This is a genomic window from Mycobacterium senriense, from assembly GCF_019668465.1.
In the GTDB taxonomy this organism is placed as follows: Bacteria; Actinomycetota; Actinomycetes; order Mycobacteriales; family Mycobacteriaceae; genus Mycobacterium; species Mycobacterium senriense.
In genome coordinates, this window is sequence record NZ_AP024828.1 from 1,402,046 (window position 1) to 1,413,605 (window position 11,560).

Below are 11,560 nucleotides of genomic sequence, written 5' to 3' on the forward strand. Positions count from 1 at the left end.
GCCACCGTGTGGGACTTCGAAACGGACCCCGAATACCAGGCAAAGCTGGACTGGGTCGAAAAGTTCATGACCGAAGAGCTGGAACCGCTCGACCTGGTTGCCCTTGATCCCTACGACAAGAAGAACCCCGAGATGATGGCCATCCTGCGGCCCTTGCAGCAGCAGGTGAAAGACCAGGGGCTGTGGGCCGCGCATCTGCGCCCCGAACTCGGCGGCCAGGGCTTCGGCCAGGTCAAGCTCGCACTGCTCAACGAGATCCTCGGGCGCTCCCGTTGGGCGCCTTCGGTGTTCGGCTGCCAGGCACCGGATTCCGGCAACGCCGAAATCCTTGCGCTGTTCGGCACCGACGAGCAGAAGGCCCGCTACCTGCAGCCGTTGCTGGACGGCGAGATCACCTCGTGCTACTCGATGACCGAGCCACAGGGCGGTTCGGATCCGGGGATGTTCGTGACGTCGGCGACCCGCGACGGGGACGACTGGGTCATCAACGGGGAGAAGTGGTTCTCCAGCAACGCCAGGCACGCATCGTTCTTCATCGTTATGGCGGTGACCAAGCCCGATGCGCGCACGTACGAGAAGATGTCGCTGTTCATCGTTCCGGGCGAGACGCCCGGGATCGAGATCATCCGCAACGTCGGGGTGGGAGGCGAGTCCAAGCACGGTTCGCACGGGTACGTCCGCTACCACGACGTCCGGGTGCCGGCCGACCACGTGCTCGGCGGCGAGGGTGCGGCGTTCATGATCGCTCAGACCCGCCTCGGTGGCGGCCGCATCCACCACGCGATGCGCACGATCGCGCTGGCGCGCAAGGCTTTTGACATGATGTGTGAACGCGCCGTGTCGCGCAAGACCAGGCACGGCCACCTCTCCGACTTCCAGATGACGCAGGAGAAGATCGCCGACAGCTGGATTCAGATCGAGCAGTTCCGGCTGCTGGTGCTGCGCACCGCCTGGTTGATCGACAAGCACGACGACTATCAGAAGGTGCGCCGCGACATCGCGGCCGTGAAAGTCGCGATGCCCCAGGTGCTGCACGACGTCGCGCAGCGCGCCCTGCACCTGCACGGCGCCCTCGGCGTCTCCGATGAGATGCCGTTCGTCAAGATGCTGGTGGCCGCCGAGTCGCTGGGCATCGCCGACGGCGCCACCGAGCTGCACAAGATGACGGTCGCCCGCCGGACCCTGCGTGAATACGAGCCGGTGACAACGCCTTTCCCGTCAGCCCACATCCCGACCCGGCGAGCCGAAGCGCAGGCGCGACTGGCCGAGCGGCTGGAACACGCGGTCGCCGAGTTCTAGGGACCAGGTGTCAGGCGACGAAACGAACCACGCTTTCGGCCACACACGCCGGCTTGGCCGAACCGTCGATCTCGACGGTGGTCGAAATCGTCGCCTGCACGGCGCCGTTGCCCACGTCGTCGACGCTGACCAACGAACTCTGCGCACGCACCCGAGAGCCGACCGGGACCGGAGCGGGGAAGCGAACCTTGTTGAGGCCGTAGTTGATTGCGAGCTTGATGCCGTTGACGGTGTAGATCTGGTGCTGCAGCCGCGGCAGCAACGCCAAGGTCATGAAACCGTGGGCGATGGTCTTGCCGAACGGACCTGACGCCGCCCGCTCCGGATCGACGTGGATCCACTGGTGATCGCCGGTCGCATCGGCGAACAGGTTGACGTCTTCCTGGGTGATGGTGACCCAGTCGCTGTGCCCGAGGGCTTCGCCCGCCGCGGCGGCAAGTTCGGTGACTGATTCGAAGGTGCGCATTGAAGTTTCTCCTTGGTTTCGGCTGCTAACAATAGCGCCGCGGGTACGACCGCCGCGGTTTCGGGCGCAGCGACAAGCCGCTGACCGGGTACTCGGCCTGCCGGCCTGTAGCGGGCGCTGCGCGACCGTTTCGCGCGAGGTGTCGCGGGAATCCCCCCGGGAACGTTGCCTCCATAGAAAAGAGAACCCACCATGTCAGATCGCAAGGGCCACAAAGCCGAGGAGGACGTGGACGCTGAGACGCATCAGACTCAGTCCCGCGCCGCCGCGGGCGAGGATGACGGCTCGTACGTGGGTGCGGCGGGTTCCGACGATTCCTTCGACGCCGGTGAGTCGGGCGCCGAAGCCCGCAGCCAGGACGGCTAACTCTGTTTACCGTCGCGGTCGCGGCACCTATCCGAGTGCGCCGATAGCGGCTTGCAGCTTGGCGGTTGCCTGGTCGGCGACCTCCTGTAGCGCGGTCTGCTCGCCGGTCACCTGGACCATGAGTTGGGGGTCCATCGCCTCGACCAGAACCGCATCGGCACCGCCGTCGGGATCGGACCGCACCACCACGTTGCACGGCAATAACTGGCCGATCTGTCGGTGGATGCCCAGCGCGCGATGCGCGAGGGTCGGGTTGCAGGCACCCAGGATGAGATAGTTCTCCATCTCCTCGCCGAGCTTCTGCTTCAGCGTGGCCTTCACGTCGATCGTGGTCAGCACGCCAAAACCCTGATCCGCCAACGCTTTTGTGGTCCGATCGACAGCATCCTCGAACGAGGTGTGCAGCGTGGTGCTCAATGCCGATGTCATCATTTTCCTCCTCATTTCAGCGTTGGACCGCCCAAGATCTCGCCGCATGCCTGCTAGGCCGCCGTGCGCGGCCGTTGCAACTGCGCGAACTGCGGGGTTGCGGCCAACGTGGCAACCGCGTCGAACACAGCGGTCGCGGCGTGCGCATCCGGCAGCGCGGTCAGCACCGGCCCGAAGAGTGTGTGTTCGCCGATCCGCAGTATCGGGCTGCCCCCAGTCTCACCCAGCGCCTGTTGGCCCGCCTCATGTTGAGTCCGGATGAGGTCGTCAAAAGATGCGTCCGAAACCGCCGCCGCCGTGGCGCCACGGGCCCCGGCCGCCATCAAGACCTGCGCGACGAGGTCGGCGCTGACAGGTTCTGAGCGGTCGAAGTATCGCTCGCCGAAGGCGAAATACGCCGCGGTCCATCCCGCGGCGCCATGCTCGCGCATGACGGCAGCCATCAGGCGGCCGATCTGCCGCGAATCACGCATGCGGGCCTGCTGCGCGGGTGGGAGTTCGCGCCCCTCGTTGAGAACCGCCAGGCTCATCAGGCGCCAATCGATCGACAACCCTGTCGCCTGGGCGACGGCGCGCAGCCACCGTGCGGTGTTCCATGAGAACGGACACACCGGGTCGAGCCACAGCGTCACCGTCGGTGCGGTGCGATCAGTTTCGGTGGGGGACATCTGCCCTCTCCCCTTCTTCAAAGCCTGGGCATTCAGGCCAGGCTCAAAAACAGCTTCTCCAGCTCATCGATGGAAACGGCCGGCTGATCGTCTGATCGCGTGACGCAGTCACGCAAACCCGAGGCGATGATCTTGAACCCGGCGCGATCCAGGGCCTTCGACACCGCAGCCAACTGGGTGATGACGTCCTTGCAGCTGCGGCCCTGCTCGATCATCGAGATGACACCCCCGAGCTGACCGTGCGCCCGCCGTAACCGGGTGAGGGCGGCATCGACGTCGCCGGGCTCGTGCTTCACAACTTCTGCACTGCGCGGTCCGCTTCCGTTGCCATCAATTGCCATACTCCTTTATACCATACCCCGTAGGGTATATGCGGCGCCCACCGCTCAGCGTCGGGCAGCACGCACGACCGCCCGATGGGCGCAAGATGGGGCTGTGAGGCTGCTGCTGATTGCCGATACCCATATCCCCAAACGGGCCCGCGACCTGCCCGCGGCGGTCTGGAATGAAGTGGTCGAGGCCGACGTCGTCGTGCACGCCGGCGACTGGATAGCACCGGATTTCCTCGAGGCGCTCGAAAGCCGGGCGGCCCGGGTCGTGGGCTGCTGGGGAAACAACGACGGCCCGGCCTTGCGGGCACGGCTGCCCGAACGCGCGGACGTGACGCTGGCGGGGGTGCGATTCACCGTCGTGCACGAGACCGGCGCCGCGACCGGACGCGACGCGCGGATGTCGCGGCTCTACCCCGACAGCCACGTGTTGGTGTTCGGGCACAGCCACATCCCGTGGGACACCACCACCGCGACCGGATTGCGCTTGCTCAATCCCGGATCGCCGACGGATCGCCGCCGCCAACCGTTCTGCACCTACATGACCGCCCGCGTCGTCGACCGCGCGCTGACTGACGTCGAGCTGCATCGTCTGCCCAGGTAGCGGGTACATACCTGCTACATAGCTTCCACACATAGATAGCTCGGCTACAGAGGTATTATTGGTGTATATGAAATCTCGCACTGATGTGGCGGCCGAGCTGTTCGGTGTGGTCGGCAGGTTTCGCCGGCAACTCCGCAGGTCGGCCGGCCGTGGCTTCGATTCGTCGCAGCTTTCCGAGTCGCAGTCGGAGCTGTTGTGGCTGGTCGGGCGCCGGCCGGGGATTTCGGTCAGCGCCGCGGCCGCCGAGCTCGGGCTGGTGCCCAACACCGCCTCGACCCTGGTCACCAAGCTGGTCTCCGGCGGCCTGCTGCTGCGTACGGCCGGCAACACCGACCGCCGGGTGTGCCAACTCCGGCTCGCCGAGCCCGCCCAGCAGATCGTCGACGCGTCCCGCGCCACCCGGCGGGCGTTGCTGTCCGAGGTGATCGACGAGCTCGACGACGACCAAATCGAGGCTTTGACAAAAGGATTGGAGGTCCTCGACACGATGACCCGAAAACTGCGCGAGCGGCGATCATGAGCGGATCGCTGCCGATGGCGGTCGACGGCCGCAACCTGACCTATCGCTATGGCCAGTTCACCGCCGTCGACGATGTGACACTGCAGGTACGGCCAGGTGAAACCATGGGCCTGCTGGGACCCAACGGCGCAGGGAAGACGACCCTGGTCCGGATGCTGACCACGCTGACCCCCGTGCAGCACGGCGAACTGCGCATTTTCGGCATGGACGCGCGTCGCCGGACCACCGACATCAGAAGCAATATCGGCTATGTGCCGCAACAGCTTTCAATCGAGCCGGCCCTGACCGGACGGCAGAACGTGCAGTGGTTCGCGCGGCTGTACGGGGTGCCCCGCAACGAGCGCGCCGACCGTGTCGATCAGGCGCTGGTCGCGATGGACCTCATCGACGTGGCCGACCGGCTGGCGTCGTCCTACTCCGGCGGCATGGTGCGTCGCCTCGAGGTGGCGCAGGCGCTGGTCAACCGCCCGTCGCTGCTGGTGCTCGACGAACCGACCGTCGGCCTGGATCCCATCGCGCGCGACGGCGTGTGGGCCCAGGTGCAAAAGATGCAGGCGGAGTTCGGCATGACCGTGCTGCTGACCACCCACTACATGGAGGAAGCCGACGCGCTGTGCGACCGGGTCGCCCTGATGCACCGCGGTCAGCTGCGTGCCGTCGGCACCCCCGACAAGTTGAAGGCCCAGGTGTCCAAGGTGTCTCCGAACGCCACGCTCGAGGATGTGTTCCGCCACTACGCGGCATCGGGACTGGACGACGAGGACGATCCATCGGAAGCCAACGGGTCCATCCGCGAAATCCGTTCCAGCAGAAAGGTGGCGCGCCGTGTCGGTTGATAGCGCCATGGCGGGCACCCTGATTCGTGCCCCGCGCGGCTGGCAACGAGTCGGCGCGCTGTCCAGTCGCATCGGGGCGTTCGCGATCGTCGAACTGCAGAAGCTGCAGCACGACCGGACCGAGCTGGTCACCCGGATGGTGCAGCCCGCGCTGTGGCTGTTGATCTTCGGCACCACGTTCAGCCACCTGCATGTCATCCCCACCGGATCCGTCTCGTATCTGGCGTTCCTGGCGCCCGGGATCATCGCCCAGTCGGCACTGTTCATCTCCATTTTCTATGGGATACAGATCATTTGGGACCGGGACGCCGGTGTACTGGCCAAACTCATGGTGACGCCTGCTCCGGCGTCGGCACTGATCACCGGCAAGGCGTTTGCCGCCGGGGTCCGTTCGGTGGCCCAGGTGGTGGGGGTGCTCGCGCTGGCGTACGTGATGGGTGTCGGCCTGACGGTCAATCCGCTGCGGATCGTGGCGGCGATGGCCATCGTCATGCTCGGCGCCGCGTTCTTCGCCTGCCTGTCGATGACGCTGGCCGGCCTGGTGCGCAGCCGCGACCGCCTGATGGGCATCGGCCAGGCGATCACCATGCCATTGTTCTTCGCGTCCAACGCGCTGTACCCGGTCGACATCATGCCGGCGTGGCTGCACGTGCTGAGCAAGGTCAACCCACTCAGCTACGAGGTGAACGCGCTGCGGGCGCTGCTGATCGGCACGCCCTTCAACCCCGCGGACATCGTCGTGCTGGTGGTGGCCGCCGTGCTCGGAATCATCACGGCATCAACGCTTTTGCGGCGTCTGGTCGCCTGATACATTGCGAACGCGATAGCGCATGCGCTAGCGCATTGCAAGAAGGGCACATGGTTCCGAGAGCCGATCGTGACCCGACCGTGACGATTTCTGGGCGAGGCCCAATCGTTAGCTAACCGCGATCTGATATCCCGGCCGCGACAACCGTTTTCGGCCCTCTCGCTGTGTTTGACTCCCCGAGAACAGATTCGACCGCACCATGCGGCAGATGAAAGTTGGGATGGGTAGAGAGCTATGTCGTTCTTCGAAAAGTTGCGTGGCGCTGCGGCTACCATGCCGCGCCGACTGGCGATCGCGGCTATGGGGGCCTCCCTGCTGTCCGGTCTCGCCGTAGCCTCCGGCGGCTCACCCGTCGCGGGGGCCTTCTCCAAGCCGGGGCTTCCCGTGGAGTACCTCGAGGTGCCGTCGCCGTCGATGGGCCGCAACATCAAGGTCCAGTTCCAGGGCGGCGGATCGCACGCCGTGTACCTGCTCGACGGCCTGCGCGCGCAGGACGATTACAACGGCTGGGACATCAACACCCCCGCGTTCGAGGAGTTCTACCAGTCCGGCCTGTCGGTGATCATGCCGGTCGGTGGCCAGTCCAGCTTCTACAGCAACTGGTACCAGCCGTCCTCGGGTAACGGGCAGAACTACACCTACAAGTGGGAGACGTTCCTGACCCAGGAACTGCCGCTGTGGATGCAGTCCAACAAGCAGGTCTCGCCGGCCGGCAACGCGGCCGTGGGCCTGTCGATGTCGGGCGGCTCCGCGCTGATCCTGGCGGCCTACTACCCGCAGCAGTTCCCGTACGCCGCCGCGCTGTCGGGCTTCCTCAACCCGTCCGAGGGCTGGTGGCCCACGCTGATCGGGCTGGCGATGAGCGACGCGGGTGGCTACAGCGCCAACAGCATGTGGGGTCCGTCAACCGATCCGGCGTGGAAGCGCAACGACCCGATGGTCCAGATTCCACGACTGGTCGCCAACAACACCCGCATCTGGGTCTACTGCGGTAACGGCGCCCCCAGCGACCTCGGCGGCGACAACATGCCGGCCAAGTTCCTGGAGAGCATGACGCTGCGCACCAACCAGCAGTTCCAGAACACCTACGCGGCCGCCGGCGGACGCAACGGGGTGTTCAACTTCCCGGCCAACGGGACGCACTCCTGGCCCTACTGGAACCAGCAGCTGGTCGCTATGAAGCCCGACATCCTGCAAACCCTCAACACGGTCAACGCCGCACCGGTTAGCGCGCCCACCGCTAACCCTCCCGCGGCCTGAGCCCAAAGCCAGCATCGGCAGTAGCGCACCGGTCAGCGCTACTGCCGATGCTCTTTTTCACGCCTCGCCGAGCAGGGCCCGGCGATCGGAGTGGAAATACGTGTAGCCGGTGGTCAACGCGCACACCAAGGTGGCCACCACCAGCATCCACGTCCCGTTGACCAGCGTGCTGATGAAACCGCCCACCGCGGCGCCCACCGCGAAGCTGGCGAACAGCAGGAAGTAGCCCAGCCAGTCCGCCGCGGATCCGCCGGCGATGTGGCGCTCGATCCCCTGGCCCATCTTCACCAGCGTGCCGGTCACGTAGCTCAGCGGGACCGAAACCTCGCCGTCCTTGACGAAAGACGTGTTCAACGCGCCAATCCCGAAGGCCACCAACATGATTGGTGCGAAGTCGAGCAGATTCTCTTCCCAGCCCTCGTCGATGACGTCGGCCACCGTGGCCGCCGCCAGGCTGAACGTCGTCAGCACCGTCGGGCCGTGCGGGTGCGCCACCCAGAAATGCCGCCGGCAGACCGAGGCCACCACCACGCCCGCCACGAAGCAGACGATCAACACCCCCGCCGTGGCCGACAGCAGCACGTCGCCGCGGAAATACCCGAGCACCGCGCGCTGGGCATTGCCGGTCATGAAGGTCACGAAGTAGCCGGCGGAATGGGTGAAGGCGGTGGCCCCCAGCACACCCGCGAGCGCCGCCAGCACCCACGACAACCGCGACTCGCTGTTGCATATGTCACTCGGCACACGCACATGCTTCCAGACGGCCGCGGCGCGCGCAGCGGACGCGAACCTAGCTTGATAGGCGAGCGATGGAGCGCAACGGAATCGGCAGCCAACCCGGCCGGTGGCGCGCCTCGTAGCCGGCCTCGTAGACGGCCTTGTCGAGCTCGTAGGCGGCCAGCAGCGGCGCCGAGTCGCGCGGGTCGATCCCGGAGGCGGCCGCGTAGCCGTCGCAGAACGCCGTCCGGTTGCGCTCGACCCACTCGCGGGCGCGCGCCGCCAGTTGCTTGTCGGCCGCGTGATCCACCAACGGCCCGTAGGCGGCGTACTCGAACGACCGCAGCACGCCGGCCACGTCGCGCAACGGCGAATCGGGTGCGCGGCGCTCCTCGAGCGGCTGTCCCGGTTCGCCCTCGAAATCAATGAGCAGCCAGCGCTCCGGCGTGCGCAGCACCTGGCCCAGGTGCAGATCGCCGTGGATGCGCTGCACAGTGATCTGCTCGGTGTCCAGCTTCTGGAAGCGCTCCTCGATCGTCGCCGCGTGTTCCTTGAGCTGGGGAACCAGGGCCACGGTCGCCGACAGCCGCGAGAGCACGTTGTCCACCGGGAAGGAGGCCTGCGAGGTGCCGAGGGTCTCGGCCAGGGTGGCGTGCACCGACGCCACCGCCTCGCCCAGGCGGTAGGACTCGCCGGCGAAGTCGCCGCCGACCTCGTACGCGTACAGGTCACCCTCGGCGAACAGGTCGCGGACGCTGGCGGTGGCCATCGCCCAGCCCTCGGCGGCGTTGGCGGCGAACGCGGTCACCATGCCCAACGGCCACGCCGCGTCGGCGCCGCCGTCCGAACCCGTCATCTCGTAGGTCCCCAGCAGCCGCGCGACGTGCGGATTGCCGGCCCGGCCGAGCACACGGTTCAGCTCGATGTCGGGGTTGATGCCGCTGCTGACCCGCCGGAACACCTTGAAGATGGCATCCCGGTCGAAGATGACGCTGGTGTTGGACTGCTCGGCGTCCGATACGTGCGCCATCGCCTCCAGCGGCAGCACCGCATCCGGTTCCTTGGCGAATTTCACCTCGGCGCCCGACGCGCCGCTGCGTGAGGCGGACGAGTCGACCAGCGAGAGCAGAAACTTCGGCGCGTCGGCGTCATACATCGCGTCGAAACCGGTCCGGTCGTCCGCGGCGCCGATGGTCGCGACGCTGCTGTATTCGGAGACCGGGGCGGCATCCCACCGCACGATCACCTGGTATTGGTGCCGGGAACCGTCGGCGTAGTCGACGTCGACGAGCACCAGGTCGAGGCCGTCGTCGAGCGGGACGACGACGCTCGCCTCGGCGCCGGTCAGTTCGCGGTTGCGCCCGGCGTACCAGCGTTGGTGTGGAAGCCACTCAGACCAGGGCAGCTTGGCCGGCTGAGTCATTTGCGCCACTCCTTCTCATCGGTTCCGCTTTGCATCGTCGCGGCGCGAGTCCTCGTCATCCATCTTCCTCGCATCCGGTCAGCTGGAACCAGTAGAACCCGTGTCCAGGCAGTGTGAGCAGGTAGGGCAGGTGACCGATGCGCGGAAACTCCACCTGCCCGGTCAGCTCGACCGGCGTGCATCCGCTCCACTGCTGCAGATTCAGTTCGATCGGCTGGGGGAAACGCGACAGGTTGTTGACACACAGCACGGTGTCACCGTCATCGGACACCTGCCGCACGAAGGCCAGCACCGACGGGTTCGAGCCGCCCAGCTCTTCGAAGGTCCCGATCGCGAAGGCCTCGTGACGGCGCCGTACGGCCAGCATCGTCCGGGTGAAGTTGAGCAGCGACGTCGAGGTGTCGCGTTGAGCCTCGACGTTGACCGCCTGATAGCCGTAGACGGAGTCCTGGCTGGGCGGCAGATAGAGCCGGCCCGGGTTGGCCTTGGAGAAGCCGGCGTTGCGGTCGGGTGTCCACTGCATCGGTGTGCGCACCCCGTCGCGGTCACCCAGCCAGATCACGTCGCCCATGCCGATCTCGTCACCGTAGTAAAGGACCGGCGAGCCGGGCAGCGACATCAGCAGCGCGGTGAACAGCTCGATCTGGTTGCGGTCGTTCTCCAGCAGCGGAGCCAACCGGCGGCGGATCCCGACGTTCGCCTTCATCCGCGGATCTTTGGCGTACTCGGAGTACATGTAGTCACGCTCTTCGTCGGAGACCATCTCCAGCGTCAACTCGTCGTGGTTACGCAGGAAGATGCCCCACTGCGCCATGTCAGGGATTTCGGGCGTCTGGGCCAAGATCTCCGAAATCGGAAAGCGCGATTCCCGACGCACCGCCATGAAGATGCGCGGCATCAGCGGAAAGTGAAACGCCATGTGGCACTCGTCACCACCGGTAGTGGCGTCGCCGAAGTACTCCACGACGTCGGCCGGCCACTGGTTGGCCTCGGCCAGCAGCACCCGGCCGGGGAACTCATCGTCGATGACCTTGCGCACGCGCTTGAGGAAGGCGTGCGTCTCGGGCAGGTTCTCGCAGTTCGTGCCCTCCCGTTCGAACAGGTAGGGCACCGCGTCCAACCGGAACCCGTCGATACCCAGCTCGAGCCAGAACCGGAGCACGTCGATCATGGCTTCCTGCACGGCCGGGTTGTCGTAGTTCAGGTCGGGCTGGTGGGAGAAGAACCGGTGCCAGTAGAACTGCTTGCGCACCGGGTCGAAGGTCCAGTTGGACTCCTCGGTGTCGATGAAGATGATCCGCGCGTCGGTGTACTTCTCGCTGGTGTCGCTCCACACGTAGAAGTCGCCGTACGGGCCGTCGGGGTCGTGCCGAGACTCCTGAAACCAGGGGTGTGAATCCGAGGTGTGGTTCATCACCAAATCGGTGATGACCCGGATGCCCCGCTCGTGCGCGGCGTTGAGCAGCGCGACGAAATCTTCGACCGTCCCGAACTCGGGCAGCACCTTGTAGAAGTCCCGGATGTCATACCCACCGTCGCGCAGGGGCGAGTCGTAGAAGGGCGGCAGCCAGATGCAGTCGATGCCCAGCCACTGCAGGTAGTCCAGGCGCCCCAACAGACCGCGCAGGTCACCGGCACCGTCGGCGTTGGCATCGAAGAACGCACGGACCAGCACCTCGTAGAACACCGCGTGCTTGAACCACGTGGGGTCGGTGGGCAGCGCGGCGGCGTTGTTGAAGTCCTCGGCGTCGGGGTGCTCGACCACGCCGTCCTGGACGTGACTGCCACCCTCGGGATGGTGCTCGACAGCTTCTCTTGCGTCGTTCATCAAATCC

The 11,560-nt window shown here is 66.1% G+C and carries 14 protein-coding genes; 7 read left to right on the top strand and 7 right to left on the bottom strand.

The window, feature by feature from the left end; translation table 11 throughout:
• The first annotated feature begins 6 nt into the window (after positions 1-6).
• Complete coding sequence (locus tag MTY59_RS06730; protein ID WP_221046292.1) at positions 7-1,299, top strand: acyl-CoA dehydrogenase family protein; 1,293 nt, start codon at positions 7-9, stop codon at positions 1,297-1,299.
• A gap of 10 nt (positions 1,300-1,309) precedes the next feature.
• On the opposite strand, the gene MTY59_RS06735 is transcribed toward MTY59_RS06730, so the two are convergent.
• On the bottom strand, positions 1,310-1,765 hold the full coding sequence (locus MTY59_RS06735; protein WP_221044986.1) for a MaoC family dehydratase: 456 nt from the start codon (positions 1,763-1,765) through the stop codon (positions 1,310-1,312).
• 192 nt (positions 1,766-1,957) lie between these two features.
• On the opposite strand from MTY59_RS06735, the gene MTY59_RS06740 reads away from it, so the two are divergent.
• Positions 1,958-2,131, top strand: a complete 174-nt coding sequence (locus MTY59_RS06740; RefSeq protein WP_221044987.1) for a hypothetical protein — start codon at positions 1,958-1,960, stop codon at positions 2,129-2,131.
• 27 nt (positions 2,132-2,158) lie between these two features.
• Here MTY59_RS06740 and MTY59_RS06745 read toward each other — a convergent pair whose 3' ends face one another.
• From MTY59_RS06745 to MTY59_RS06755, 3 genes are read right to left on the bottom strand one after another with little or no spacing between them, the layout of a single operon-like run.
• Positions 2,159-2,560, bottom strand: coding sequence for a DUF302 domain-containing protein (locus MTY59_RS06745; protein WP_221046293.1), 402 nt, complete (start codon positions 2,558-2,560; stop codon positions 2,159-2,161).
• A gap of 53 nt (positions 2,561-2,613) precedes the next feature.
• Positions 2,614-3,228 (bottom strand): mycothiol-dependent nitroreductase Rv2466c family protein, encoded by a 615-nt coding sequence (locus tag MTY59_RS06750; RefSeq protein WP_221044988.1) that lies wholly within the window; start codon positions 3,226-3,228, stop codon positions 2,614-2,616.
• 32 nt (positions 3,229-3,260) lie between these two features.
• The gene (locus MTY59_RS06755) at positions 3,261-3,569 is read right to left on the bottom strand and encodes a metal-sensitive transcriptional regulator (RefSeq protein ID WP_221044989.1); all 309 of its coding nucleotides are present in this window, start codon (positions 3,567-3,569) and stop codon (positions 3,261-3,263) included.
• Between the two features lie 94 nt (positions 3,570-3,663).
• Between MTY59_RS06755 and MTY59_RS06760 the strand changes: the two genes are divergently transcribed.
• From MTY59_RS06760 to ag85C, 5 genes are all read left to right on the top strand, one after another.
• Positions 3,664-4,161 carry a metallophosphoesterase family protein gene (locus MTY59_RS06760; RefSeq protein WP_221044990.1) on the top strand — a complete coding sequence of 166 codons (498 nt, stop codon included), beginning with the start codon at positions 3,664-3,666 and terminating at the stop codon, positions 4,159-4,161.
• 67 nt (positions 4,162-4,228) lie between these two features.
• A complete protein-coding gene (locus tag MTY59_RS06765) occupies positions 4,229-4,681 on the top strand; it encodes a MarR family winged helix-turn-helix transcriptional regulator (protein WP_415822795.1) in 453 nt (150 codons plus the stop codon).
• Positions 4,678-5,517: an ATP-binding cassette domain-containing protein gene (locus tag MTY59_RS06770; protein WP_221044992.1), complete on the top strand. Its 840-nt coding sequence runs from the start codon at positions 4,678-4,680 to the stop codon at positions 5,515-5,517. Before MTY59_RS06765 ends, MTY59_RS06770 begins: the two co-directional genes overlap by 4 nt.
• Entirely contained in the window at positions 5,507-6,325 is an 819-nt protein-coding gene (locus MTY59_RS06775) for an ABC transporter permease (RefSeq protein WP_221044993.1), read from the top strand. The genes MTY59_RS06770 and MTY59_RS06775 overlap by 11 nt, the downstream gene beginning before the upstream one ends.
• 234 nt (positions 6,326-6,559) lie before the next feature.
• Entirely contained in the window at positions 6,560-7,585 is a 1,026-nt protein-coding gene (gene ag85C, locus MTY59_RS06780) for a diacylglycerol acyltransferase/mycolyltransferase Ag85C (RefSeq protein ID WP_221044994.1), read from the top strand.
• 57 nt (positions 7,586-7,642) lie between these two features.
• On the opposite strand, the gene MTY59_RS06785 is transcribed toward ag85C, so the two are convergent.
• The 3 genes from MTY59_RS06785 to treS are packed head-to-tail and all read right to left on the bottom strand — an operon-like array spanning position 7,643 to position 11,553.
• Positions 7,643-8,329: a YoaK family protein gene (locus tag MTY59_RS06785; protein WP_221044995.1), complete on the bottom strand. Its 687-nt coding sequence runs from the start codon at positions 8,327-8,329 to the stop codon at positions 7,643-7,645.
• 46 nt (positions 8,330-8,375) lie between these two features.
• The gene (locus MTY59_RS06790; RefSeq protein WP_221044996.1) at positions 8,376-9,725 is read right to left on the bottom strand and encodes a maltokinase N-terminal cap-like domain-containing protein; all 1,350 of its coding nucleotides are present in this window, start codon (positions 9,723-9,725) and stop codon (positions 8,376-8,378) included.
• Positions 9,726-9,780: 55 nt separating this feature from the next.
• Complete coding sequence (gene treS / locus MTY59_RS06795) at positions 9,781-11,553, bottom strand: maltose alpha-D-glucosyltransferase (RefSeq protein ID WP_221044997.1); 1,773 nt, start codon at positions 11,551-11,553, stop codon at positions 9,781-9,783.
• Between the last annotated feature and the right edge of the window lie 7 nt (positions 11,554-11,560).

Bases quoted from the DNA above. Each gene is read 5' to 3' on its own strand.
- MTY59_RS06755 (WP_221044989.1), bottom strand. From the start codon at position 3,569: ATGGCAATTGATGGCAACGGAAGCGGACCGCGCAGTGCAGAAGTTGTG.
- treS (WP_221044997.1), bottom strand. From the start codon at position 11,553: ATGAACGACGCAAGAGAAGCTGTCGAGCACCATCCCGAGGGTGGCAGT.
- MTY59_RS06750 (WP_221044988.1), bottom strand. From the start codon at position 3,228: ATGTCCCCCACCGAAACTGATCGCACCGCACCGACGGTGACGCTGTGG.
- MTY59_RS06765 (WP_415822795.1), top strand. From the start codon at position 4,229: ATGAAATCTCGCACTGATGTGGCGGCCGAGCTGTTCGGTGTGGTCGGC.
- MTY59_RS06735 (WP_221044986.1), bottom strand. From the start codon at position 1,765: ATGCGCACCTTCGAATCAGTCACCGAACTTGCCGCCGCGGCGGGCGAA.
- MTY59_RS06740 (WP_221044987.1), top strand. From the start codon at position 1,958: ATGTCAGATCGCAAGGGCCACAAAGCCGAGGAGGACGTGGACGCTGAG.
- MTY59_RS06770 (WP_221044992.1), top strand. From the start codon at position 4,678: ATGAGCGGATCGCTGCCGATGGCGGTCGACGGCCGCAACCTGACCTAT.
- MTY59_RS06790 (WP_221044996.1), bottom strand. From the start codon at position 9,725: ATGACTCAGCCGGCCAAGCTGCCCTGGTCTGAGTGGCTTCCACACCAA.
- ag85C (WP_221044994.1), top strand. From the start codon at position 6,560: ATGTCGTTCTTCGAAAAGTTGCGTGGCGCTGCGGCTACCATGCCGCGC.
- MTY59_RS06745 (WP_221046293.1), bottom strand. From the start codon at position 2,560: ATGACATCGGCATTGAGCACCACGCTGCACACCTCGTTCGAGGATGCT.